The 24,444-nt window shown below is 62.4% G+C and carries 27 protein-coding genes and 1 tRNA gene; 17 read left to right on the forward strand and 11 right to left on the reverse strand.

The features are described from left to right. Together H2040_RS08175 and H2040_RS08180 are read left to right on the forward strand one after the other, a co-directional pair. A partial coding sequence (locus H2040_RS08175; RefSeq protein ID WP_287156686.1) for a restriction endonuclease subunit S occupies positions 1–834 on the forward strand: 834 nt, incomplete at its 5' end. After that, a complete protein-coding gene (locus tag H2040_RS08180; RefSeq protein WP_287156688.1) occupies positions 831–2,336 on the forward strand; it encodes a hypothetical protein in 1,506 nt (501 codons plus the stop codon). The genes H2040_RS08175 and H2040_RS08180, both read left to right, overlap by 4 nt. Positions 2,337–2,375: 39 nt before the next feature. On the opposite strand, the gene H2040_RS08185 is transcribed toward H2040_RS08180, so the two are convergent. Both H2040_RS08185 and H2040_RS08190 read right to left on the reverse strand, forming a co-directional pair. Further along, on the reverse strand, positions 2,376–3,110 hold the full coding sequence (locus tag H2040_RS08185) for a hypothetical protein (RefSeq protein ID WP_287156691.1): 735 nt from the start codon (positions 3,108–3,110) through the stop codon (positions 2,376–2,378). A gap of 186 nt (positions 3,111–3,296) precedes the next feature. Continuing rightward, positions 3,297–3,569 carry a helix-turn-helix domain-containing protein gene (locus tag H2040_RS08190; protein ID WP_502709330.1) on the reverse strand — a complete coding sequence of 91 codons (273 nt, stop codon included), beginning with the start codon at positions 3,567–3,569 and terminating at the stop codon, positions 3,297–3,299. A 45-nt stretch (positions 3,570–3,614) separates the two neighbouring features. Here H2040_RS08190 and H2040_RS08195 point away from each other — a divergent pair, with 45 nt between their 5' ends. Both H2040_RS08195 and H2040_RS08200 read left to right on the forward strand, forming a co-directional pair. Next, positions 3,615–4,544 carry a restriction endonuclease gene (locus H2040_RS08195; RefSeq protein WP_287156693.1) on the forward strand — a complete coding sequence of 310 codons (930 nt, stop codon included), beginning with the start codon at positions 3,615–3,617 and terminating at the stop codon, positions 4,542–4,544. Positions 4,545–4,864: 320 nt separating this feature from the next. Beyond that, entirely contained in the window at positions 4,865–5,431 is a 567-nt protein-coding gene (locus tag H2040_RS08200; protein WP_287156694.1) for a ParB/Srx family N-terminal domain-containing protein, read from the forward strand. Positions 5,432–5,938: 507 nt separating this feature from the next. On the opposite strand, the gene H2040_RS08205 is transcribed toward H2040_RS08200, so the two are convergent. Then, positions 5,939–6,028 (reverse strand) — tRNA-Ser (locus H2040_RS08205). 262 nt (positions 6,029–6,290) lie between these two features. Between H2040_RS08205 and H2040_RS08210 the strand changes: the two genes are divergently transcribed. The 12 genes from H2040_RS08210 to H2040_RS08265 all read left to right on the forward strand — a co-directional run bounded on the left by H2040_RS08210 (position 6,291) and on the right by H2040_RS08265 (position 15,900). After that, positions 6,291–6,953, forward strand: coding sequence for a 50S ribosomal protein L21 (locus tag H2040_RS08210; RefSeq protein ID WP_287156696.1), 663 nt, complete (start codon positions 6,291–6,293; stop codon positions 6,951–6,953). A 2-nt stretch (positions 6,954–6,955) separates the two neighbouring features. Next, entirely contained in the window at positions 6,956–7,219 is a 264-nt protein-coding gene (gene rpmA / locus H2040_RS08215) for a 50S ribosomal protein L27 (protein ID WP_022698184.1), read from the forward strand. Between the two features lie 121 nt (positions 7,220–7,340). After that, on the forward strand, positions 7,341–7,871 hold the full coding sequence (locus H2040_RS08220) for a GNAT family N-acetyltransferase (RefSeq protein WP_287156697.1): 531 nt from the start codon (positions 7,341–7,343) through the stop codon (positions 7,869–7,871). 16 nt (positions 7,872–7,887) lie between these two features. Continuing rightward, a complete protein-coding gene (gene obgE, locus H2040_RS08225) occupies positions 7,888–8,928 on the forward strand; it encodes a GTPase ObgE (RefSeq protein WP_287156698.1) in 1,041 nt (346 codons plus the stop codon). Beyond that, entirely contained in the window at positions 8,916–9,584 is a 669-nt protein-coding gene (locus H2040_RS08230) for a nicotinate-nucleotide adenylyltransferase (protein ID WP_287156699.1), read from the forward strand. Before obgE ends, H2040_RS08230 begins: the two co-directional genes overlap by 13 nt. Positions 9,585–9,612: 28 nt before the next feature. After that, positions 9,613–10,608: an L-histidine N(alpha)-methyltransferase gene (gene egtD / locus H2040_RS08235; protein WP_287156701.1), complete on the forward strand. Its 996-nt coding sequence runs from the start codon at positions 9,613–9,615 to the stop codon at positions 10,606–10,608. A gap of 76 nt (positions 10,609–10,684) precedes the next feature. Continuing rightward, on the forward strand, positions 10,685–11,095 hold the full coding sequence (rsfS, locus tag H2040_RS08240; protein ID WP_081639567.1) for a ribosome silencing factor: 411 nt from the start codon (positions 10,685–10,687) through the stop codon (positions 11,093–11,095). A 14-nt stretch (positions 11,096–11,109) separates the two neighbouring features. Continuing rightward, positions 11,110–11,580, forward strand: coding sequence for a 23S rRNA (pseudouridine(1915)-N(3))-methyltransferase RlmH (locus tag H2040_RS08245; protein ID WP_287156703.1), 471 nt, complete (start codon positions 11,110–11,112; stop codon positions 11,578–11,580). Beyond that, complete coding sequence (locus H2040_RS08250; protein ID WP_287156705.1) at positions 11,581–12,798, forward strand: murein hydrolase activator EnvC family protein; 1,218 nt, start codon at positions 11,581–11,583, stop codon at positions 12,796–12,798. It abuts the gene before it with no gap. A gap of 59 nt (positions 12,799–12,857) precedes the next feature. Next, positions 12,858–14,132: a S41 family peptidase gene (locus H2040_RS08255; RefSeq protein WP_287156742.1), complete on the forward strand. Its 1,275-nt coding sequence runs from the start codon at positions 12,858–12,860 to the stop codon at positions 14,130–14,132. A 155-nt stretch (positions 14,133–14,287) separates the two neighbouring features. Continuing rightward, positions 14,288–15,424: a divergent polysaccharide deacetylase family protein gene (locus H2040_RS08260; RefSeq protein WP_287156707.1), complete on the forward strand. Its 1,137-nt coding sequence runs from the start codon at positions 14,288–14,290 to the stop codon at positions 15,422–15,424. Continuing rightward, positions 15,424–15,900, forward strand: coding sequence for an RNA pyrophosphohydrolase (locus tag H2040_RS08265; RefSeq protein ID WP_287156709.1), 477 nt, complete (start codon positions 15,424–15,426; stop codon positions 15,898–15,900). The genes H2040_RS08260 and H2040_RS08265 overlap by 1 nt, the downstream gene beginning before the upstream one ends. Here H2040_RS08265 and H2040_RS08270 read toward each other — a convergent pair. Beyond that, positions 15,858–17,069, reverse strand: coding sequence for an acyltransferase family protein (locus H2040_RS08270; protein ID WP_287156710.1), 1,212 nt, complete (start codon positions 17,067–17,069; stop codon positions 15,858–15,860). The genes H2040_RS08265 and H2040_RS08270 overlap by 43 nt on opposite strands. A gap of 147 nt (positions 17,070–17,216) precedes the next feature. Here H2040_RS08270 and H2040_RS08275 point away from each other — a divergent pair, with 147 nt between their 5' ends. Further along, positions 17,217–18,365, forward strand: coding sequence for an alpha/beta fold hydrolase (locus H2040_RS08275; protein WP_287156712.1), 1,149 nt, complete (start codon positions 17,217–17,219; stop codon positions 18,363–18,365). Here H2040_RS08275 and H2040_RS08280 read toward each other — a convergent pair. From H2040_RS08280 to H2040_RS08310, 7 genes are read right to left on the reverse strand one after another with little or no spacing between them, the layout of a single operon-like run. Continuing rightward, entirely contained in the window at positions 18,362–18,925 is a 564-nt protein-coding gene (locus H2040_RS08280) for a DUF7010 family protein (RefSeq protein WP_022698197.1), read from the reverse strand. The genes H2040_RS08275 and H2040_RS08280 overlap by 4 nt on opposite strands. 12 nt (positions 18,926–18,937) lie before the next feature. Beyond that, complete coding sequence (locus H2040_RS08285; RefSeq protein WP_022698198.1) at positions 18,938–19,342, reverse strand: F0F1 ATP synthase subunit epsilon; 405 nt, start codon at positions 19,340–19,342, stop codon at positions 18,938–18,940. 23 nt (positions 19,343–19,365) lie between these two features. Next, positions 19,366–20,793, reverse strand: coding sequence for a F0F1 ATP synthase subunit beta (gene atpD / locus H2040_RS08290; RefSeq protein WP_287156716.1), 1,428 nt, complete (start codon positions 20,791–20,793; stop codon positions 19,366–19,368). Next, positions 20,790–21,371 carry a hypothetical protein gene (locus H2040_RS08295; protein ID WP_287156718.1) on the reverse strand — a complete coding sequence of 194 codons (582 nt, stop codon included), beginning with the start codon at positions 21,369–21,371 and terminating at the stop codon, positions 20,790–20,792. Before H2040_RS08295 ends, atpD begins: the two co-directional genes overlap by 4 nt. A 3-nt stretch (positions 21,372–21,374) precedes the next feature. Beyond that, on the reverse strand, positions 21,375–22,268 hold the full coding sequence (locus H2040_RS08300; RefSeq protein ID WP_022698202.1) for a F0F1 ATP synthase subunit gamma: 894 nt from the start codon (positions 22,266–22,268) through the stop codon (positions 21,375–21,377). A gap of 38 nt (positions 22,269–22,306) precedes the next feature. Beyond that, the gene (atpA, locus tag H2040_RS08305; RefSeq protein ID WP_287156720.1) at positions 22,307–23,842 is read right to left on the reverse strand and encodes a F0F1 ATP synthase subunit alpha; all 1,536 of its coding nucleotides are present in this window, start codon (positions 23,840–23,842) and stop codon (positions 22,307–22,309) included. 5 nt (positions 23,843–23,847) lie between these two features. Next, complete coding sequence (locus H2040_RS08310; protein ID WP_022698204.1) at positions 23,848–24,405, reverse strand: F0F1 ATP synthase subunit delta; 558 nt, start codon at positions 24,403–24,405, stop codon at positions 23,848–23,850. Positions 24,406–24,444: the final 39 nt, after the last annotated feature.

Here is a 24,444-nt window from a genome sequence, read left to right on the forward strand (position 1 = left end):
CGCCCCGACCAGATCAAACCCCTCCGCCAGACCATCCTCAACCTTGCCGTCCGCGGAAAACTGGTGGAACAGGACCCGACCGACGAACCGGCCTCGGAGTTGCTGAAGCGGATCGCGGCGGAGAAGGAACGGCTCGTCAAATTAGGGGAGATCAGGAAGCAGAAAGCTTTGCCGCCCATTAACGACGAAGAGACTTCCTTCAGACCGCCAAGCGGCTGGGCTTGGGCGCGTCTCGGAGACCTAAGCCAATTCGTGACAAGCGGCTCGCGCGATTGGGCCAAGTTCTATGCGAACGAAGGTGCCACCTTCGTGCGCATGGGCAACCTCTCGAAGGATCACTACCAGCTTCGGCTGGAGAATATTCAAAGGGTCAACCCGCCGGCCACCGGCGAAGGAACCCGGACACGTCTGGTAGGTGGTGACATTCTCATATCCATTACCGGCGATGTTGGAATGCTAGGGCTTATCCCCGAAGACTTTGGTGACGCATATATCAATCAGCACACCGCAATGGTTCGGCCGATGCCTGAGATGAAGGGCAGATACTTGCCTGAGCTTTTTCGCGCGCCCTTTGCGCAAGACCAATTCAACGCGCCCCAAAGGGGCATCAAGAACAGTTTTCGGCTTACCGATGTGACGCAGTTCGTTGTCCCCCTCCCACCCCTCGCCGAACAACACCGCATCGTGGCGAAGGTCGATGCCCTCATGGCCCTCTGCGACCGGCTGGAGGCCGCCGTCACCACCGCCGACACCACCCGCGCCCGCCTCCTCGAAGCCCTCCTCCACGAGAGTTTGGAAACCGGACCTGATTGCAATCTGGAGGCCGCCGAGTGACACTTTCCATTGCTACCGCCGAAACCATAATGCGAGACCGTCTTGGCGAGCCGGTTAAACCTCCCACCAATTATGTAATTGGTTTCAAGATAGCGTCGGGCAAGCTGATTGCACTGGACCGACGACAACTTGAACCCCGCCCCTGGTTCCAACCGCCCGCGCCGCCGTCCATTGAGGGCGTCCGACTCCTGAGTTCACCGTCGAACGGAAATTCAAATCTCAGTGGCCCGCTTCAGCCGTTGCGGCAACCAAACACGCTGCGCGCGGAGGTATCCAGCGCGTGGGCCCTTGAGCGCTTCCTGGATTGGTACGCGGGTGAGACCTACAGCGGGATGAATCAGGCATCGAAGGACGCCCCCGAAGCCGAAAATTTCGAACGGGCGTGGCATCATTTTCAGGAGCTTGTGACGATCAAGTCCGGGCATCCATTCAAAAATTTCGATGAGGGACTTGCCGCGGTTTGGGAGAGCTACAAGCCGCGGCTACGGGATTATGCCCTTTCACTTCTGCGTGCAGAATCCTGGTCCGAAAGCGACATTGGAACTGGCGCAATTCTTCAAAAAACGATTTCGGCAATCGAGATTCAAGAGAACCGGCAAAATCTGACAAATAATCTCGTCTTCTGGCAAAACCGGTACGGCCACGCCAATCGGGATCATCGAATTTTGCTGGAAGCGGCCACCACCCAAAAGTTGCTGGGGGAGATCGAAACCCTTCTCTTTGAACTCTATCGTGGCGGCGAGACCGAGAAATCGGTCTTTATTAAGTTGGATGAAATTTCAGGCGGTAAATATCCGTTCCTTGCCTACCTCTTCTTTCTCAATGACATGGATCGGTTTATGCCGATTCAGCCCACCGGCTTTGACCGAGCTTTCAATGCTCTGGGAGTCGATTTTACAACGCTCCGCCAGTGTTCTTGGCAGAATTACGCTACATATAACGCTATACTCCAAAGCTTGCGGCCGCTGGTTTCCGAAGCAGCCGGCCTCGCGGATGTTCGCCTGGTTGATGCGCACAGTTTTTGCTGGATTTACTCAACGCTTCTGAAACAGGCGGCTGAGGGAAAGCTGGATCGGGTAACTGGCGGAACGCGAGATGGTCGTGTCGTAGGCGGGCGTGAAAAATCGATCATTGCAATGCGCGTCTCTGTCGAGAACACGGCACGAAATGCAAACGGGCAGCAGGTTCAGCGTACACTCAAGAATAAAAACCTTGCGATGAGTTCCGAGGAGCTCGACGCTCTGATCTCTTCAATGCTTGATTTGCAAGATAATCGTTGCGCGTTAAGCGGTATACCCTTCCACTTTGATGGACCAGACGCAGACAGAAATTTGCTTCCTTCCGTAGATCGGATCGACAGCGACGGTCACTACGAAGCCGGCAACCTTCAGATCGTTTGTCGCTTTATCAATTTCTGGAAAAGCGACAGCGACAACGAGGAATTCAAGCGCCTTCTGATGCTGGCGAGGGGTGTGGAGGATGATGGCGTTAACGTTGTCTGACTATACCCTTGCTCGCTATTGAACAGTTGAGCCTATAAATTATTTCGCCCCGTTGAGATTCTTAACTTTGAGCTGAACGCCAAGCTCTCGCGCTCGGGTTTTCAACTCCGGCGTGAGGGGAAGCTCAGTCAGCAAGATAGTCCGGACAGAGACTGGAAGTGGTTTTTCTAGCGCAGAAACGACGGCGCGGTATTTGACACATTGATAGATGCCGCGCTGCCAATCATCTTCACTGGATAGGATCGATTTGACTTCAACAGCCACAAATTTTGCGCCGTCAGTAAAGAGTACGTCGACCCTGTCCCCCGAAAGTAAACCCTGCTCAGGTGTCCCAACCATCGTTTCGGAAAGTCCCAGCGCTTCGGGATTAGCAGCTGCCCAGAGTTTAAGATTGCGATGCTCAGGACTCTCACCTGCACCTGGGCGACGAGCTGTCTCGGGCGGCTTCCCATCCTTTTCAGTATATTTTCTGGCGAGAATTACTTCCTTAGGATCCACGCCATATAGGTCACGATAAACTTGATCCCAGCGCCGGTATTGCCGCACCTCAGCACGAATTTCCTCGACAATCTCAAGTTTTTGCTTGCGAGTGGCGTTCTCCCAATATCGGCCGCCGCTAGGACGCCACAGCCTGTCGTAGTATCCCCCGAATCCCCGACCTGGGATACCATTGGACCGCGTTATCAGAGCGTTGATTAGCGGCGCATCTTCGTCAACGTTTTCAATCTGATCCATCAGTTTGCCGGCAACCGCCCCAATGTGCGTCGGAAACACCCTTGGAATCCGTAACCGCGTTTCCAGCAATCGGGCGACAGCTCCGTATGTGACGAATGGTTCCTGCCCGTCGCGGATATGTTGAAGTATCAGTGCAAAAGCATGCCTCGACCCACGTCGGGCCAGGCTCTTGACTTTGTAGGTGCTCACAACGCGCCCCCCGTGCCGATGCTGTGCAAACAGTATCTACGAACGCGCAATATCTACAGTTGAAAGCAATTTGACCCAGTCAAAGGATAGGGCTTCAGCTATGTCTAGAAAATCCACCACATCCAAGCGCCGTTCACCGAGCTCGTATTTTGCCACATAAGATTGGGGCTTTCCGAGGCGGTCTGCCAACTCTCGTTGTGTCAGCCCAGCCTCCTTGCGGAGCCGGCCCAACTCCGAAAGCAACGTCTGATAGGCAACGGAATCGGATGGCTTAACCACTAGTGCGCCGCGTGTGGACTTCAGGCGCACGTAGAGCTAATCCCGTCTCAGGATTATCCCAAAATGGGATCAAGAATGACGGAACCAATTAATCCGAGTGATGGCCGGTACATAAAGCTGGGCCAAGGCGGCGAGATCGCCGACGCATGTCTCAATGATGGGAAATTGGGACTCTTCTACGAATCGCTTTCCCACAATGCCGCTCTCGCAAACGACAGGGACAAGCTCCGTCGGGAGGCCATTGAGAAACTCGGCCGGTCTGACTCAGGCACCGCAACACGCGACGCCGACCAGGTATTGGATTTCTATCACGCGACCAAATCGACGCTTTGGATCACTTTCCACAACGGCGATCTCTGGTGGTGCTTTGCTGACGATGGCGTTTCGCTCGAACCAGACCGATCATCATACGGCTACCGGACACGGGAAGTTCTTGCTCCGTGGCAAAACACCGACATTGAGGGCAACCCGATCCGTCTTTCTGACCTAAGCGGAGCCATTACACAGACCGCCGGATACCAAGGCACAATCTGCAGGCTCCGTTCGCTGGACGCCGTGGTGCGCGTGATAAACGCCGAGCAGCACCCCGCGGCAATCTCTATCAAGGAATGCCAGACCGCCCTCTCCCGTCACCTCCTCACGCTCATCCGGACACTGACCCCGAAAGATTTCGAGCTTCTCGTGGATCTGGTCATTGGCCGACTGGGGTGGCGCCGCACTGGCGCTGTTGGCGGACCACAGAAGACTGTGGATCTGGAGATTGAGCAACCGCTCACGGGCGAGCGAGCTTTTGTGCAGGTGAAATCTCGAAGCAACCAGTCTGAGCTGGATGATTATGTCCAACGGTTTGAAGCTTTTGGGACTGATCGGATGTTCTATGTCTGGCACTCGGGTCCCGACCTGACATCCCAAAATCCGCAAGTCCTTCTGCTTGGACCAGAAGACCTGGTCCGCTTGGTCCGTTCTGCGGGACTTACGGAATGGGTGTTGAGAAAAACACGCTGATGGCGTTCTGGAAAATTTAATCGAGCCTCCCTATAATGGGTACATCGAAGGCGGCCAAACTCACGCTATACGTGATGTCTTGCGTGTGGACGGCCCAGGGATAGACCGGACATGGGTCTCGGTCCCCAACGCCGCCGACGGCTCTCACTCCGGCATGGTCCCGAGTGACCCTCACAAGATCCCACTGCACGACATGGGTCGCGCACGGACTCCAAGCCCTTTTGTTAATCTGGTTGGAGCCCATCGCGGCTGAAATCTGCCCAGCGCGCTCCGGCCCAAAGTTGGAGGTATGACCCATGTCATCCCGAGACCGCGCCGCTATGGCGCTTAAGGTGCGATACGTCGCGCCCGAAACCCTGACGCCCTACGCTGGAAACGCCAGGACCCATTCCGAAAAACAGATCGACAAGATCGCCCGGTCAATCGAGCAGTTCGGTTTTGTGAACCCCATTCTGACCGATGCCGACGGCAACGTCATCGCCGGCCACGGACGCATACGGGCTGCAATCAAACTGGGGCTTAAGGAGGCGCCCGTTATTCTCCTCGCCCATTTGAGCGAGGCTGAACGGCGGGCCTATATCCTGGCCGACAACCGCCTAGCTGAGGACGCCGGCTGGGATTCGGACCTGCTCCGGATCGAGCTCGGCTATCTGTGCCAACTGGACCTGGAGATAGACCCAACAATTACCGGCTTCGAGGTGGCCGAGATCGATCTGGCGCTGAGCCTGGATGTGGAGCCCGAACAGGAGACCTGCCCCACCGCCATAACGAGCGGTGAAGCCGTAACGCGACAGGGCGAAATCTGGACTTGCGGCGTGCGCAAGGTTGGCGCGAGCGTATCCTGGCCGGCGAGCGTTTCGCCGAGATTGCAGAATCCGAGAAGGTAACCTCGGTCTTTGTGCGGACGCGCATGGAGCTTGCGTTTCTGTCACCCACGATCGTCGAGGCGTTGCTTGATGGAAAGCAGCCGGTGGAGCTCACACTTGAGAGACTGATCCGGACAAAGCTTCCGCTGGCCTGGGCTCAACAGGAGCAGCTTTTGGGCTTCGCCTGATAGGCTGGAAAAATCCCCTGATGTCTGCTGATAGTTCCCTGTTCGAAGTCTAAAATTCCCTCTTCCGATGTTTAGGGAATTTCCCCTTAAGTTATTGAAATATAATGATTAGAACCAGGTCGGCGCCGGATTGAGTGCGGTTGATATCCGATAATCCCTGTATTTTCCCTGCAAACAGGGAAAGCGAACCGATGCAAAGCCGCATTAGAGACCAGGGCCGCAATTCTGCCCCTGCCCGGCTTTGAAGAGGGTCTCGCCTACAGGCATTGCAGAATAAGCGCCGGAAACTCCGGCGACTTTTCCGTATGGTTTGGGAATGGGAGTTTTCCGAGTGACTGGATGGCGGAGAGAGAGGGATTCGAACCCTCGGAACGCTTGCGCGCTCAACGGTTTTCGAGACCGCCCCGTTCGACCACTCCGGCACCTCTCCAAATCCAAGCGATCGGGCGCGGAACCTAGCGGCGACTTTTGGCGGTTTCAAGCAGGGCGCTGCGCGTGGTATCGGACGTGTAGCGGCGCTGTATGCGGGGCCTGCAATTCCTGTCCCCTCCAATTGACTCTGTGAGGGCGCGGCGATAGCTAAGCGCCTTCGAGTTTTCGCCGGTGCGTCGTGACGCGCCGGCTTTCGCGTTTCCTCCGCGCTTATGAAGCGGGAAAGGGACGCGGGCCAAGAGAATACGGACGAATTTACGATGTTTGCAGTCATCAAGACCGGCGGAAAACAATACCGCGTGAACGAGAACGACGTGATCGTCGCCGAGCGCCTGGAAGGCGAAGTCGGCGATTCTGTCGATCTGGACGTTCTGATGAGCGGCGACGGCGCCGATGTTAAATCCGGCGGCTCCGTCAACGCCGAGATCATCGAACAGCGCAAGGGCGACAAGATCACGGTGTTCAAGAAGCGGCGCCGGTCCACCTATCGCCGTACCAAGGGCCATCGTCAGTTCGAGACGGTCCTGCGCGTGATCGGCATTGGCGGCTCCAAGGCCAAGGCCAAACCAGCCGCCAAGAAGGCCGAAGAAAAGCCCGCCGCCAAGGACGCGCCGAAAAAGGCCGCGCCCAAGAAGGAAGCCGCGCCCAAGAAGGACGAGGCCAAGAAGGCTGACGCGCCGGCGAAGAAAACCGCTGCGAAAAAGGGCGTCACCGGCAAGGCTGACGATCTGACCAAGCTGAACGGCGTTGGCCCGGCCTACGCCAAGAAGCTGAACGCGGCCGGTGTCACGACCTTTGAACAGGTCGCGGCCTGGAAGAAGGCGGACATCGAGAAGCTGGACGAGCAAATCAGCGGTCTGCAGGCGAAAGCCGAAAACGAAGGCTGGGTTGCCCAGGCCAAAGACCTGGCGAAGGAGAACTAGAGATGGCGCATAAAAAAGCTGGCGGTTCATCGCGCAACGGCCGCGACTCAGCAGGCCGCCGCCTCGGCGTGAAAAAATCCGGCGGTCAGTCCGTGATCCCGGGCAACATCATCATTCGCCAGCGCGGCACGAAATATCGTCCGGGCGAGAATGTCGGCATCGGCAAGGATCACACGATCTTCGCCAAGATCGCCGGTGTTGTGACCTTCGGGCGCGGCAAGAACGACCGTCCGACCGTGTCGGTCATGCCTGCCGAAACCGAATAGGCGAACTGCGGAAAATTCTCGGTTTGCCTCAATGAAGGCGAACCGTAACGCGAGAAGCGAGGGGAGACGGGCCGCCTGTCTCCCCTTTTTCTTTGCCCCTCCGCCAAGGAACGCCGAAACCATGAGTCCCGTGATCACGACCGAGCAGTTGTCCCTGCGGCCCTTCCGGATCGAGGATGCGCAGCGCGTCTCGAAACATGCCGGACGCCCCGCGATCGCGCGCATGGTGCAGAACGTCCCCTGCCCCTATCCGCAGCTTGCCGTGGAAGGCTGGATCATGCTGCACGACTCCCTGCGCCGCCGCAGCCAGGCTTTCCCGTTTGCCGTAGCGACGGACGCGGACGGACTTGTGGGCGCGGCGGGGCTTCACCGCACACGCGGGGGCTGGATTCTCGGCTACTGGATTGGCGAGCCCTGGCAGGGCCGCGGCTATGCCAGCGAAGCGGCGGGCGCGCTCCGCGATTTTGCCGCCGGTCAACTGAACCTGCCCGTCATCGGCGCGGAGTGGTTCGAGGACAATCCGGCCTCCGGACGCGTTCTCGAAAAAGCGGGCTTCACGCCGACCGGAAAAACCGCCGAACGTTTCAGCCTCGGCCGCCGCGCCCGCGCGCGCTCGGTCGAAATGGAGTGGCGCTCCGGCGCGGCTCACTGATAGAACCGGAACCGACATGAAATTTCTCGATCAGGCCAAGATCTATATCCGTTCCGGCGATGGCGGCGCGGGCAGTGTTTCGTTCCGGCGGGAGAAGTATGTCGAATTCGGCGGGCCGAATGGCGGCGATGGCGGCCGGGGCGGCGATGTCTGGGCGGAAGCGGTGGAGAATCTCAACACGCTGATCGACTATCGCTACCAGCAGCACTTCAAGGCCAAAAAGGGCGAGCACGGCATGGGCAAGGACCGCACCGGCGCCGATGGCGAGGACGTGGTCATCAAGCTGCCCGTGGGAACCGAGATCCTGGAAATGGACCGTGAAACCGTCATCGCGGACCTGACCGAACCGGGCCAGCGCGTGCTGCTGGCCGAGGGCGGCAATGGCGGCTGGGGCAATGCGCGCTTCAAGAGCTCCATCAATCAGGCGCCGCGCCGCGCCAATCCCGGCGCGCCGGGCGAGGAGCGTTGGATCTGGCTGCGCCTGAAACTGATCGCGGACGCCGGGCTGGTCGGCCTGCCCAATGCCGGAAAGTCCACCTTCCTAGCGGCGGTCAGCGCCGCCAAGCCCAAGATCGCCGACTATCCGTTCACCACGTTGCACCCCAATCTGGGCGTCGTGGAATACGCACAGAAGGCGCGCTTTATCCTGGCCGATATTCCGGGCCTGATCGAAGGCGCACATGAAGGCGCGGGCATTGGCGACCGGTTTCTGGGCCATGTGGAGCGCTGCGAAACCCTGATCCATCTGGTTGACGCCACCGGCGAGGACCCGGTCAGCGCATGGCGCACCGTGCGGCACGAGATCGAGGAATATGGCGGCGGTCTCGCAGGCAAGCCGGAAATCCTGGCGCTGAACAAGGTCGACGCGCTGGACGCGAAAACCATTGGAGATATCTCAAAGGCGCTGGAAGCCGCCGCCGGCGTGAAGCCGCGGCTTGTCTCAGGCGTCTCCGGCGAAGGCGTCACCGAACTTCTGCAGGAAGCCGCGCGCCGGATCGAGGCCCGCCGCGCCGCGGCCCGCAAGGCGGCCGAGGATGTCGAGCCTTGGACGCCTTAAGTCACAGCCTGCGCACGCCTCGTATCGCGCCGCTGACGCACGGCGCGCCGGGCGGTCCCCCGCTCAGGAGCGAACTGCTCTATCCCGGCATGTCGGTGGGACTGTTCGGCGGCTCCTTCAATCCCGCCCATGCTGGTCACCTCCACGTCGCCCGGACCGCAATGCAGCGTTTGCAGCTGGACCGCGTCTGGTTTCTGGTCAGCCCGCAAAACCCGTTGAAGGACCCGGCGGAGACGGACAATTACTGGCGCCGCGCCGCCGGCGTGTGGACGCTCGGCGATCATCCGCGCATGACGGTCAGCGATGTGGAGCGGCGTCTGGGCGCGGCCTATTCCTTGGAAACGGTGCTGGCGTTGAACAGCCGCTGGCCTGAGGTGAATTTTGTCTGGCTGATGGGCTCTGACAATCTCGCCGGCTTCCATCGCTGGCGCGGCTGGCGGACGATCATGGAAACGCTTCCCGTGGCGGTTATCGCGCGCCGCGGAACCGCGACCGGCGCCCGGCTAGGCCGCGCCGCGCGGCAATACGCCAGTCACCGCGTCCCGGAACAGAGGGCAAAAAATCTGGCCCTTATGCGGGCGCCGGCATGGACATATCTGACCGCGCCCTTACATCCCCAATCCTCCAGCGCGATACGGGCCGAGGCCCGTTCTTGAGAACCGGGCCGAAAGAGGACCCCGCACCATGACCGACGCAGCGTCGTCGCCGGATCAGGCGGGGGATGACCTCGCCTTCTTCATCGACCTTGAGCCGCAGGATTCCGACATGATGGCCGAGGTCGTGGAAGGCCTGTCCGCAACGCCCAAGGGGCTTTCGCCGAAATATTTCTACGACCAGCGCGGATCGGAACTGTTCGACCGCATCACCATGGTCCCGGAATATTATGTCGGCCGCACGGAGATCGCCCTGCTACGCCAGATCGGAGCGGAACTGGCCGCCGATATCGGCCCGGACGCCACCGTCATTGAATATGGCTCCGGCGCCAGCGTGAAGATCCGCACGCTTCTGGACGCGCTGGAAAAGCCGCACCTCTATGCCGGCGTCGATATTTCCAGGACTTTCCTGCTGGAATCCTGCCGCGCGCTGAAGGCCGACTATCCCGACCTTCCCATTGGCGCGATCTGCGCCGATTTCACGCGCCCGTTCGAGATTCCGGCCGAGCTGTTTGGCGATCACTGGCGGCTGGCCTTTTTCCCCGGCTCCACCATCGGCAATTTCACGCCGGATCAGGCCGTCGACGTTCTGAAAGCGATCCGCAGCGAATTGCGCCCGGACGACAGCCTGCTGATCGGGGTCGACCTGAAAAAGGACCGCGACGTGCTGGAGCGCGCCTATGACGACTCGCAGGGCGTCACCGCCGCCTTCAACCTGAATGTGCTGCACGTCATCAACCGCGTGTTGCAGGCCGATATCCCGGTCGAGAATTTCAGCCACCGCGCAGTCTATAATGAAGACAAGGGCCGGGTGGAAATGCACCTAGTCGCGACGGAGGCGGTCAGCTTTACAATTGGCGGGCATGATTTCTCGCTGGAGAAGGGCGAGACGATCCACACCGAGAACTCCCACAAATACAGCGAGGAAGAATTCAACGCCCTCGCCGCCCGGGCCGGATTCAAGCCGCACCGGATATGGATTGACGATAACCGCCTGTTCAGCGTCCGCCTGATGCGGGCTGTCTGACGCGCATGGCAAGAATCGGGTGTCCGTGTTAGAAAGCGGATGCTTTTTGGGTTGAACTGAAAAAGGATTAGACGCCCTGAACACCGAAGCGGAAAGACAGTCTGCACAGGCCGGCGATACGCCGGACCAGGCTGGCGCCCTTGAACGGGCCGAGGGTCTCGCCGAATTGATCCTCAACAAGCTCGACGACGACAAGGCGCAGGACGTCGTCGCCATTGACCTCACCGGAAAATCCAGCGTGACCGATTTCATGATCGTGGCGAGCGGCCGTTCGCAGCGGCACGTCAACGCGCTGGCCGATCACGTGACCCGCTCCCTCAAGGAGAGCGGCTACGGGAACGCGCGCGTGGAGGGCATGCCCGCCTGTGACTGGGTGCTGATCGATGCGGGCGACGTGATCGTTCACATCTTCCGGCCCGAAGTGCGCGAATTCTACAATCTGGAAAAGCTCTGGAACGTCACCAGCCCGGCCGACGCGGCAAACTAGGCTGACAAGGCCCCATGCGACTGGACCTGATCGCCATCGGCCGGCTGCGCGGATCACCCGAACGCGCGCTCATAGACGACTATCTGAAACGCGCGGAGGGCCTTGGCCGCGGTCAGGGCCTCGCCCCGCTGGACGAGCGGGAAATCGAGCTGAAGGGCCGCGTTAGCGCGGCCGATGAAACCGCGGCGCTGGCGCGCGCGGCGGAGGCAAGCGACCGCATCTGCCTTCTGGATGAACGCGGCGAGCAGATGGGCTCGCGCGATTTTGCGAAAATGCTGGCGGACTGGCGGGATCAGGGCGCGTCCGGCGCAGCCTTCCTGATCGGCGGCGCGGACGGATTTGACGCCGGCGCCGCCCCGAAAGCCCATAAACGCATCGCATTTGGAAAGCTGACCTGGCCGCACCGTCTGGCGCGCGTCATGCTGGCCGAACAGATTTACCGGGCCATGACAATTCTGGCCGGCTCCCCCTATCATCGCGACTAGATGCTGACCGCTCTCCTCTTCCTTATGGCGCAGACCGCCGCCGAGCCGCCGGACCCGGACCGGCTGGAGCAGGTTCGCGAGGAACAGGCCGAGGCCGAGAAGCGCGCAGAACAGCTGCGCGAGGAAGCCGAGGCGGCGGCCTCCGAGATCGAGGATCTGGAATCCGATCTGATCGCTTTGGCCGATGAAATCGCCGCCGCCGAGAAGCGCGCGAACGATCTGACCGGCCGCCTGTCGCGCCTGTCGGTGGAAGAGGCCGTGCTGACCGACGCGCTGAAAGAGGACCGCGCCACCTTGATGCGGGTCATGGCGGCCCTGCAGCGGGCCGAGATGCAGCGCCCGCCGCCGCTGGCCGTCTCCCCTGACGACGCCTCTGACGCGGCCCGGTCCGCAGCCCTTCTGGCCGCTGTCGCCCCGCAGCTGGAAGAACGCGCCGCCGAACTTCGAAACCGCATCGATTCGCTGGCCGAGATCCGCGCACAGATTGGCGAGGACCAGACGGCGCTGGCCGAGGAAGAGGCCGAGCTGGAAAGCCGCCAGACCGAAATCGCCGGCCTTGTCGACGAACGCCAGGACCGCCGGGCGGAACTGGACGAGACCGCCCAGGCCGAGGCCCAGGAGGCGGCGCGGCTGGCGGAGGAAGCGGAATCTCTTGAGAACCTGATCGCCGAGTTCATCAAGCGCCAGGAAGAGGAGCGCCGCCGCGCCGAGGCGGAAGCGGCCGCCGCCGCAGCGGCTCAGGCCGAAGCGGAGGCGGAAGCCGAGGCAGAGGCCGGGCGTCAGGTCGCATCCCGCGAAAATTCAGGTCCCGCGGTCAGCTTCGCGGCCGCCCGCGGCGCGCTGCGGCCGCCCGCGCAAGGTCAGGTTATCGTCGGTTATGGCGAGGATGACCGCATCGGCGAATCCTCAGGCCTCAAGATCGTGACCCGCGCCCAGGCGCAGGTCGTGTCCCCGTTTGACGCAAAGGTGGAATTCGCCGGCCCGTTTCAGGGCTACGGAGAATTATTGATCTTAAGCGTCGGCGACGGTTACCATATCGTGCTTTCCGGCCTCGCGCGCCTATATACCGTGTCAGGACAAAGCGTTCTGGCGGGCGAGCCGGTGGGCCAGATGCCGGATCGCGCTGATCCGGCGCCGGAATTGTATTATGAAATCCGGAAAGACGGCGCGCCCATTGACCCGGCCCCATGGATGAGGCCGGGTTCCAGGTCCGGTTAGAACGGGCTGCGGGGATAAAGAAGGTGAGGAAGACAATGCGGAAATGGTTTTTGGCTCCTGTGCTGGTCGCGGCGGCGGCCGCTGGCGCCCTCGCCTTCTCGGCCGAGGAAAGCGACAAGTCCGAAACATTCCGGCAGCTTGAGCTGTTTGGCGACATCCTGGCCCGCGTCCAGAGCGACTATGTCACCGAGACCGACGATCCGGAGCTGATCGAGAACGCCATCAACGGCATGCTGCGGTCGCTGGATCCCCATTCCAGCTACCTGCCGCCCGACGCCTTCCGCGACATGCAGGTACAGACCAGCGGCGAGTATGGCGGCCTCGGCATCGAGGTCACGCTGGAAAGCGGCGTGGTGAAGGTCGTCGCCCCGTTTGACGACACCCCCGCGTCCCGCGCCGGGGTCGAACCCGGCGATTACCTGACCGCCATTGATGGCGAGAGCATCGTCGGCACGACGCTGGACGAGGCTGTCGAGCAGATGCGCGGACAGGTGGGCGAGCCCATCACCATCACCATCGCGCGCGAGAATGAAGACCCGTTCGACGTCGAACTGGTGCGCGAGACGATCGAAGTGAAACCGATTGCATGGCGCGTGGAAGACGGCTTCGGCGTCATCCGCGTTTCCACCTTCAACGAGAAAACCACGGACTCCCTGGCCGCCGCGGTGAAATCTCTGCAGGCCGAGCTTGGCCCCAACCTGCCGGGCCTGGTTCTGGACCTACGCAGCAATCCGGGCGGTTTGCTGGATGAGGCCGTGGGCGTTTCCGGCGTGTTCCTGAATGGCGGCGAAGTGGTTTCCACCCGCGGCCGCGACCCGCGCGACACGGAACGCTATAACGCCGATGGCGGCGACATGACCGATGGCTCGCCGATTGTCGTGCTGATCGATTCCGGCACCGCCTCCGCCGCGGAAATCGTGGCCGGCGCCCTGCAGGATCGCGAACGCGCGACCGTTGCGGGCATGACTTCCTTCGGCAAAGGCTCCGTCCAGACCGTGATCCCGCTGCGCGGCGGGCGCGACGGCGCCATCCGCCTGACGACCCAGCGTTATTACACGCCGTCGGGCCGCTCCATTCAGGCCACCGGCATCGTGCCCGATCACGAGATCGCCAACGAGATTCTTGACGAATCCGCCCTCAAGCGGCTGCGCGAATCCGATCTTCCCAACGCCCTCAAGGCGGAGCTGGAATCGATGGCCGAGAACGAGGAAATCGAGCACGATATCGAAGAGCCGCCGGCCGATTACGAAGGCGAGGACTTCCAGCTGCAGCGCGGTCTGGAGATTCTGGCCGAGCTGAACGCCAGCCGGAAAACCGCCGCGGTCGCGCAATAATTCGCGAACGGATCAGTTCTGACGCGGTCTCTGCGCCGCGTTAGACTAATCTTTACCCTGTTATGGTTAATGCTGCTGGCGCGGCGCTGTATACCGGCGTCTGCGCCAGTAGCGATCTAGGAACCATGTCCGCGGCAATGCGATCCTCTTCATCCGTGAATCCTCATTTGCTGGGCGCGCTGGGCCTGACCCTGGCGACGGCCGCGGTGCTGGGCGCGATCCTGCTGTTTGGCGATCCCGATGGCGGCCGCCCGGCCGTACAGGTCAGCGTGCCGCCCGCCCCGGAAATCGATGTCGCCGAGAACACGCCCGTCGCGCCTCTGCGCGGCGATCAGGTCTCTCTGGACGACCCGTCACTGGACCAACTGGCGCCGCCGCCGGAAAACGCCTCTGACGTCTCTCTGGACGGTCTGGATCCTATTGATCCTGACGCGCCCGTCCGCACGCGCGCCGAACTGGCCGCCGCCCAGAAAGCCAACAGCAATGCGCTGCCCAACGCCCCGGTCGCCGGTCTGACGGAACCCGGCCCCGGCGGCCCGCTTCCGGTTATCGGCCCCAATGGCCAGAGCCCGGCTGACGCCTATAAGCGCCCGTTCGAAAATAGCGGCAAGCCGGCGATCGCCCTGGTCGTCGGCGGTCTTGGCATGTCGGAGCAACGCACCCGCACCGCCATCGAAACCCTGCCCGCCGAAATCACGCTGGGCTTCGTCCCCTATGCGGAAAATCTCCAGAACTGGATCGATCTTGCGCGCGAGAACGGCCACGAAGTGATCCTCGAACTGCCCATGGAGCCGTTCGACTATCCGCAGAACGATCCCGGCCCCCACACCCTTCTGACAGAGGCCGACTCCGGCGAGAATATCCGCCGTCTGGAATGGCTGCTTTCCCGCACCACGGGCTATTTCGGCGTCACCAATTATCTCGGCGCGAAATTCACCGCCTCGGAAAGCGCCATGCGCCCGGTCTGGGATGCGCTGGCCGATCGCGGACTGGTTCTTGTGCATGACGGCGCGCAGTCGCGTTCGCCGCTGGGCCGCGCCGCAGAGCAGTCGAATCTGGACTGGGCGGCCGCTGACCGCATCGTGGATTCGCCGCCCGCCCCCGATCAGATCGACAAGCAGTTCCTGCAACTCGAGGCGCTGGCCCTGCAGAACGGTTCGGCGCTGGGCATGGGCTTCGCCTATCCGGTCACCATCGATCAGGCGAAAGCCTGGTCGGAGGGTCTGGAGGCCAAGGGCTACGCCCTCGTCCCGGCTTCGGCCATTCTGGAAATGCGGGCCAACTCTTCCTGATGCGGCCGCCTGAAGGCTACCGCCCCAATGTCGGCATTGCGCTGTTCCATCCGGACGGGCGCGTTTTTATCGCCCGCCGCGCGGGCGAGCGCGGCGATTATTGCTGGCAGATGCCTCAGGGCGGCGTCGACAGGGGCGAAGACCCCGCGCTGGCGGCGGAACGGGAGCTGCGCGAGGAAACCGGCGTCGCGCCCTCTCTCATCACGCCGCTGGGCCGCACGGAAAACTGGCTGACCTATGATTTTCCGGCAGAAATCCGCGACCTGCCCAAATTCGCGCGTCATAAAGGCCAGGCCCAGCTCTGGTTCGCCTACCGCTTCAACGGCGCGGACAGCGACATCGACCTGGAAACCCACGATCCCGAATTCGACGCCTGGGAATGGGCGGCGCTGGCCTCGACCCCGCAACTGGTCATTCCGTGGAAGCGGAAAGTCTATGAAGCCGTTGCGGAGACCTTCGCGCCGTTTGCGGGCTGAGTTTCAGGACGCGGCGCGCCGCGGCCCCCATTGATCCATTTCAGCCCGTCCGGCCAGACCCGCGCTGCAATCTCGACAATCGCAAAAGCGCCCGCAAAGGCGATCACCGGGCCCAGCGCAAAGAACACCGGGTATAGCGCCCCGTAATAACCGCCAAACAGCTTCTGCCAGACGAACCAGACGGCGGTGGTCACAATCAGGTGGCTACAGAAGGCAATGAAGACATAGGGCTCCGCCGCGCGCACGCGCGCGCCAACAGAAGAACGCGACAACCACCCCGCCGCCATCCATGCCGCCGGGGCCGCCGCCAGTCTCAGGACGTCATATCCCGCGGCATGAAGCCCGGCCCAGGCTTCGCCCCGCCCCAGAGCCAGTTGAACCTCGCCCCAGGCCAGTAAGCCGCCGCCCAGTATAAACGCCGCCCAGACCAGCGCCGTGAGCGCCGGGCCGAACCGCGCCGGCGCATAGCCCTTGCGGCCAAACGCCAGACCCAGCGTGAAGAAGAACAGGATATTCGCCGAAACCAGAAGATCGATGGATACCGGCCCCACCATGACCGCAAACAGTCCGGCCAGCATCAAAGGCGCGGAAAACCGCAACCCCGCCGCCAGTAGCGGACTCAACAGCGCGCAGACAAATACATCGCGCAGAAAGGCCAGCGGCCCGTTCGCCGGTTCGCCGCTCAGCCCGAACAGCCAGTTGGGCAGACCGCCCAGCCCGAAATCCCGTCCGAAAGTCTGCACGAAATAGCCCGGCGACACCGCCTCGCCCAGCAACACAAAGCCCAGAAACGCCGCGCTCCATAACGCCATGGGTATCACCAGGCTGCGGATACGCTTGGCGATCAGCCGGCCATAAGGGGTAACCGCCACGGCCCGCGCGGCCAGAAAGCCCGATACGATAGACAGCAGGCCGATACTGGCCCGCCCGGCGGAGTCGGCAATCCATAGCCGGATCCAGTCGAAAGCGCGAACGCCGTGAACCGCCGGTTCGAACGCCGCCGAGCCCGGGTTCACGTGCACATAGATCATGAAGAAAATGCACAGCACCCGCGCAACCTTGATCTGATCGGACAGGGCCGCGCTGACACGCGGCGCCGCAGCCGCCGCGCCCTGCGCTGGCGCATTCTGGAACAAAGAGACGGGCCGGAACCGGTTGAGCGCTTTCATGCAAGGCGCGAAGCAAGTTTCGTGCGAGGCGCGAAATTCATCCGTAAAAGCGCTGTTTCATCCGCGCGCGCTGTCATCGCCTGCATCCATGAGCGCGCCGCTCCGCATCCTTCTTGAAAACAACACGCGACCCTTGCGGAGAAAATGATGCACTTCCCCCGCCCAGCCGTATTTGCCGCCCTGATACTAGGCCTGATATGCGGCCTCGCCGCCTGCACGGCAGAGAACCATGCGCCTTCTGACACGTCTGAACAGGCCGCCGGGGAAACCTTTACCCGGGATCAGGTCGCCGCCGTCATCGCCAATGGGCGCCGCATCGTCACGCCGGACGGGGTGGAGGAAACGCTGGAAATTCCGGTCGCCGACACCAGGCAGTGGATCACGGTTCGCGGGCGCGACCGCGATAACCCGGTGCTTCTGGTCATTCATGGCGGGCCGGCCTCGCCGGAAATGCCGGCCAGCTGGGCGTTCCAGAACGGGTGGGAGGATTATTTCACGGTCGTTCAGTGGGATCAGCGCGGATCCGGCAAGACCTATAACGCCAACGATCCCGAAAAAATCGCTCCGACCCTGTCGCTGGACCGGATCACCGAGGACGCCGCGCTGGTCGTCGATTATCTGCGCCAGCGTTACGGCAAGGAGAAAATTTTCGTCATGGGCCATTCCTGGGGCAGCCTTGTCGGGCTGGGTCTGGCCCATCGCCACCCGGACCGCCTGCACGCCTATATCGGCATGGGTCAGGTGATCAACGGGCAGGAGAATGAGCGCCTCAGCTACGCCCACGCCCTTCAATCGGCGCGGCAAGCGGGCAACGCCGTGGCCGTGGAGGAGCTGGAGTCCCTGCTGCCTTATCCGGAACCGGACGGGACCGTGCCGTTGGAAAAGATCGATACGGAGCGCAAATGGTCGGTGCGCTATGGCGGCCTAACCTATGGCCGCGACAGCATCGACTATTATTTCCAGCTGGCGAAATTCTCGCCCGACTATACCGCCGATGACTATGCCGCGATCGGGAAAGGGTCAGCCCTGTCGCTTCCCCGCCTTTTGCCTGATCTCGCCGGGTTCAATTTCAGCGATGTCACCGCCTTCGATTGCCCGGTCATCCTGTTCGAGGGACGGCACGATTACACCACGCCCTCCGTGATCGCGGCGGAGTGGCTGGAACGGGTGGACGCCCCGGCCACGAAGCTGGTCTGGTTCGAGAATTCGGCGCACATGATGATGCTGGAGGAGCCGGGCCGCGTTCTCGTCCACCTGGTGAACGACGTGCGGCCGCTGGCGGATTCGCAGCTTTAGGCGGCGGGCAGGCGGCGCGCCTTGCGGCGGATCAGGAACGACCAGACCAGCATCAGGGCGCCGGTGATCAGCGTTACGGCCGCCGGCGATTCATGGCCCAGCAGCGCCGCGCCGAGGAAGGCGGTCAGGGAGATCAATATGGCCAGCGAGACATACCAGCGCGTGCGCTGCAGCCAGGCATGGGGCAGGAAATGCGCGCCCAGAACCGCCGCCCACACCGCCGGAGAATAGCTTGGCTCCACGAACCACATGATCAGCGGCGCCGGCAGGCCCAGCACCAGAACCAGCGAAAGCGCGGCCGCCAGTAGCGGAAACGGGTTGGAGGTCGAAGGCGCGGGAAGGTTCAGCGCAGCCTGCATGACGAAGGCGAGCGGCATGGTCACCGCGCCGGTGAAGATCAGCGCCAGCGCCGGCCAGCGCACATCCACGCCCGCGGCATTCGTCCAAAGGAAAACGCCGCCCATGATCAGCCATGCGACGGCGTTTACAAATACGAACGGGAACCCGCCCAGCGAGCCCCGGACGAAACCGGTTCGTGCGTCTTCGAGATCAATCCCCATAAGGGACGATTGTTACGCGGCTTTGGCCGCTTCCTGCAAGACCAGCAGGTATTCCAGACGGTCCTGAGCGGTCTCGCGCTGTTTGTCCGTGTCGGCGTCGGCCGCATCCTCACGGGCGTTCTGGATCGCCTGCGCGATTTCGTCGGCGTTCAGCTCGCTGGCCACCGCCGCCTCTTCGGCCAGCACGGTCAGGCCTTCCGGAGTGACTTCGGCGAAGCCGCCGCGGATCACGATCTTCGTTTCGTCGGACCCTTCAATCACGGTCAGCCAGCCCGGACGGATAGTGGACATCAGCGGCGCGTGTTCGGGCAGGACGCCGAAATCGCCCTCCGTGCCCGGAACCACCACCTGGTCCACCTCGCCCGAAACGACTTCGCGCTCCGGCGTCACAAGAGAAAAGTGAAGCTTGTCGGCCATGTGCCGGCTCTCTCTCTTCTAGCTTACGCCGCTTCCGCAGCCAGCTTTTCGGCCTTCTTCACGGCGTCTTCGATGGTGCCGACCATGTAGAACGCCTGCTCCGGCAGGTGGTCGTAATCGCCGTTCACAAGGCCCTTGAAGCCTTTGACGGTGTCCTTGATGTCGACCAGCAGGCCCGGCGAGCCGGTGAAGACTTCGGCCACGTGGAACGGCTGCGACAGGAAGCGTTCGATCTTCCGGGCGCGCGCCACGGTCAGCTTGTCCTCTTCCGACAGCTCGTCCATGCCCAGGATGGCGATGATGTCCTGCAGTTCCTTGTAGCGCTGCAGCATCTCCTGAACTTCGCGGGCCACCTGATAGTGCTCCTCCCCGACAATGCGCGGCTCCAGGATGCGCGAGGTGGAGTCAAGCGGGTCCACGGCCGGGTAAATGGCCTTCTCGGCGATGGAGCGCGACAGAACGGTCGTCGCGTCAAGGTGGGCGAAGGAAGTCGCCGGGGCCGGGTCGGTCAGGTCGTCAGCCGGCACATAGATGGCCTGCACGGACGTGATCGAGCCCTTGTTGGTGGAGGTAATACGCTCCTGCAGGCCGCCCATGTCGGTGGCCAGCGTCGGCTGGTAGCCCACCGCGGACGGGATGCGGCCCAGCAGGGCCGACACTTCGGCGCCCGCCTGGGTGAAGCGGAAGATGTTGTCGACGAAGAACAGCACGTCCTTACCTTCCTGGTCGCGGAAATATTCCGCCTGGGCCAGGCCGGTCAGGCCAACGCGAGCGCGGGCGCCAGGCGGCTCGTTCATCTGGCCGTAGACAAGCGTGGCGCGGGATTCGCCGCCGCCGCCCATCTCGTTCACCTTCGACTCGATCATCTCGTGATACAGGTCGTTGCCCTCGCGGGTCCGCTCGCCAACGCCGGCGAACACGGAGTAACCGCCATAGGCCTTGGCGATGTTGTTGATCAGTTCCTGGATCAGCACGGTCTTGCCAACCCCGGCGCCGCCGAACAGGCCGATCTTGCCGCCCTTGGCGTAGGGGCAAAGCAGGTCAACGACCTTGATGCCCGTGGCCAGCATTTCCGCCTCGGTCGACTGCTCGTCAAATTCCGGCGCGGCGCGGTGAATCGGGGCGTAATGCTCGGTCTCGATCGGGCCGGCTTCGTCCACCGGCTCGCCGATGACGTTCATGATGCGGCCCAGCGTCGCCGGACCGACCGGCACGCGGATCGGCTCGCCGGAGTCCGTCACGGGCTGGCCGCGGACCAGACCTTCGGTGGCGTCCATGGCGATCGTCCGCACGGCGTGTTGGCCCAGATGCTGCGCGACTTCGAGGACAAGGCGGTTGCCCTTGTTCTCGGTCTCAAGCGCGTTCTGGATATCGGGAAGGTGATCGTCGAATTCGACGTCCACAACGGCGCCGATCACCTGGGAAATGCGTCCGGTTTGCTTGGTGCTCATTGCTCTTCGCTCTCTTGCTCGGTCCCGTCCGCATCTTCGGCGGGGCCTTCATTCTGTTCCGTTTCAGCTTCAGCCGGAGCATCCGCGGCGGGCTCTTGCTCCGCTGCTTCGCTCAATTCTTCCTGCGCCTCGGCGGCCGCTTCAGCGGCCCGCGCGTCTTCCAGTTGCGCGGCCAGTTCGGCGTTCTCTTCGCACTCGAACGCTTCGCCCGCCACCCGCACGCGCACCGTCCCGGCCGGGACGTGCAGCATCTTCGACTTGGCGGCGCTCAGGTCGGCCGCGATCCAGGCCGGGCCCGTGACCTCGCCGGTCAGCACGCCGTCCTCGTCCGCCAGCGCCGCGTCCGCCTCGCTCCAGACCCGCAGATTGCGCACGCCGTCGCGCAGCTCCTGAACCTTCAGGCCGGACGACGAAACCTCGCGCCCCCAGACCATCGGCTCGAGCTGCTCGACACCGCAGGCCGCCGTTTCGGCCGTGAACGCAGCTGCGTTCGCCGAGCCACCGGCTTCGTCCGCGCCTTGCGAACACGCCGCCAGAACGCCCATCGCCGCGGCGGGGATGAGGAAACGCAAACGCATGATCTACAGCGCCTCCGCGCCTGAGATGATCTCGATCAGCTCCGTCGTGATCTTGGCTTGGCGCGAACGGTTATAGTCCATCGTCAGATCGTCGATCAGCTCGCCGGCGTTGCGCGTGGCGTTATCCATGGCGCTCATCCGCGCGCCCTGTTCGCCCGCCGCGTTTTCCAGCAGCGTGAAGAATATCTGGCTGTTGATATAGCGCGGCAGAAGCTCTTCCAGGATCTCTTCCTGGCCGGGCTCATAGATATAGACCGCGCCCTTCAGGTCCGGCGCTTCGGCGGCTTCGTCATCGCTCAGCGACTCGGCCGCCGGGATGATCGTCTTGCCGGTCGGGACCTGCGTCAGCACGTTCTTGAACTCGGCGAAGAACATGGTGGCGACATCGAACTCGCCCGCCTCGAACATGTCCGTGATCTTCTTGCCAAGATCGATGGCGATCCCCGCATCGATCTCTTTCTTGTCGCGCAGCGAGATTTTCTCGACGATCAGGTCGCCATACAGGCGGCGCAGCTGGTCCGCGCCCTTGCGCCCGATGGTCATGATCTTGACCGTCTTGCCCTCGCGCTGCAGCTCCACGATCCGCTCGCGCGCCTTGCGCACGATATTGGTGTTGAAGCCGCCGCACAGGCCCCGGTCCGCCGTCATCACGATCAGAAGATGGGTTTCCGATTGCCCGGTGCCGATCAGCAGCTCCGGCGCGCCCGGCTGGCCCGCCATGGACGCGGACAGGTTCGCCACCACGCGCGCCATATTCTTGGAATACGGGCGCGCGGCTTCGGCGGCGTCCTGCGCTTTGCGCAGCTTCGCCGCGGCCACCATCTGCATCGCTTTCGTGATCTTTTGCGTGGATTTCACGCTGGAGATCCGATTGCGTAGGTCCTTGAGACTCGCCATGAGCTAAGCCTTCTCTCCTGACCGCTTTCGCGCGTTTGTTAGACCGCGAACCCTTTGGCGAAACTGTCCGCCGCCTCTTTCAGGCGGCCTTCCAGTTCATCGGAAAGTTTCTTCTCGTCGCGGATCGCGTCGAGCAGGTCTTTCTTCTCGCCATTCAGATAGTGCAGCAGCTCGGTCTCGAACCGGCGCACGGCGGATGTCGGGATATCGTCGAGATAACCGTTCGTGCCGGCATAGATCACGCAGACCTGCTCTTCCATGCGAAGCGGGGAGAACTGGTCCTGCTTCAGAAGCTCGGTCAGGCGGTCGCCGCGGTTCAGCAGACGCTGCGTGGAGGCGTCGAGGTCCGAACCGAACTTCGCGAACGCCGCCATCTCGCGGTACTGGGCCAGCTCGCCCTTGATCTTGCCCGCAACCTGTTTCATCGCCTTCACCTGCGCGGCGGAACCCACGCGGGAGACCGACAGACCAACATTAATGGCCGGGCGGATACCCTGATAGAACAGGTCGGTTTCCAGGAAGACCTGGCCGTCGGTGATCGAAATCACGTTGGTCGGAATATAGGCCGACACGTCATTGGCCTGGGTCTCGACAATCGGCAGCGCCGTCAGCGAACCCGAACCATGGTCCTCGTTCAGCTTCGCCGCGCGCTCCAGCAGGCGGGAGTGAAGATAGAACACGTCGCCCGGATAGGCTTCGCGGCCCGGCGGGCGGCGAAGCAGCAGCGACATCTGGCGATAGGCGACAGCCTGTTTGGACAAGTCGTCATAGATGACCAGGCCGTGCATGCCGTTATCGCGGAAGAATTCGCCCATCGTGCAGCCGGTATACGGCGCAAGATATTGCAGCGGCGCCGGCTCGGAGGCCGTCGCGGTGACGATGATGGAATATTCCAGTGCGCCGCGCTCTTCCAGGTTCTTCACGAGCTGGGCGACGGAGGAGCGCTTCTGGCCGACCGCGACATAGACGCAATACAGCTTCTGGCTCTCGTCATCGCCGTCGTTCAGCGGCTTCTGGTTCAGCATGGCGTCGATGCAGACGGCGGTCTTGCCGGTCTGGCGGTCGCCAATGATCAGCTCGCGCTGGCCGCGGCCGATCGGGATCATGGAGTCGATGGCCTTGATGCCGGTCTGCATCGGCTCGTGCACGGATTTACGCGGGATGATGCCCGGCGCCTTCACGTCCACCTGCTTGCGCTCGACCTCGCCCTCGATCGGGCCCTTGCCGTCCACCGGTTCGCCCAGCGCGTTGACGACGCGGCCCAGCAGGCCCTTGCCCACCGGCACGTCGACGATCTCGCCAAGGCGCTTGACGGTGTCGCCTTCCTTGATGCCGCGGTCGTCGCCGAAAATAACGACGCCGACATTGTCGCGTTCCAGGTTCAGGGCCATGCCCTTGATGCCGTTTTCGAACTCGACCATCTCGCCGGCCATCACTTCGGCCAGGCCGTAGATGCGGGCGATGCCGTCACCGACAGAGAGCACCTGGCCGACTTCGGCGACCTCGGCCTCTTCGCCGAAATTCTGGATCTGGGTCTTCAGGATCGCGGAAATCTCCGCGGCGCGAATGTCCATGTCTCTCACGCCTCTTTCATTGTTGCGCGCAGTCTCTCCAGACGGGTCCGGAGAGAGGAATCGAATAGTCGGGATCCAACCTTGATCTTAAGGCCGGCAATCAGTGCGGGATCGACCTTCGCGTCGATCTCCACGTCACGCCCCAGCGCCGTCTTGAGCGAAGCGCGGACAGCGTCCAGCTCCTTGTCGCTCAACGCTTCGGCGGAAGTCACTTTCGCCCGGGTCGCGCCGCGTTCTTTCGCGGACAGCGCCTCGAAGGCGTAAATCATGTCCATCAGGGCGCCGGCGCGCCGGTTCTCGGCCACCATGCCCAGGAACTTACGGGTCAGCCCCTGGAAGCCGGCCTTGTCGGCCAGCGCCGTCATGGCGGACGCCTTGTCCTCTGCGTCGACAAGCGGGCTGTTGACCGCGCGCCGCAGGTCCGCGCTTTCGCGCAGCATGGATTTCAGGCTTGCGAGGTCGGCTTCGACTGCCTCGGCCGCCTTGGCCTCGGTCGCCAGCTCGAAGAGCGCTTCTGCGTAGCGCTCCGCCGCCTCGTTCACGATTGCGTGTTCGTCATTCACTACAATGTGCGCTTTCGTAGACGTTTTTCGCCTGTCCCG

This window comes from Euryhalocaulis sp., from assembly GCF_013911995.1.
In the GTDB taxonomy this organism is placed as follows: Bacteria; Pseudomonadota; Alphaproteobacteria; order Caulobacterales; family Maricaulaceae; genus Euryhalocaulis; species Euryhalocaulis caribicus.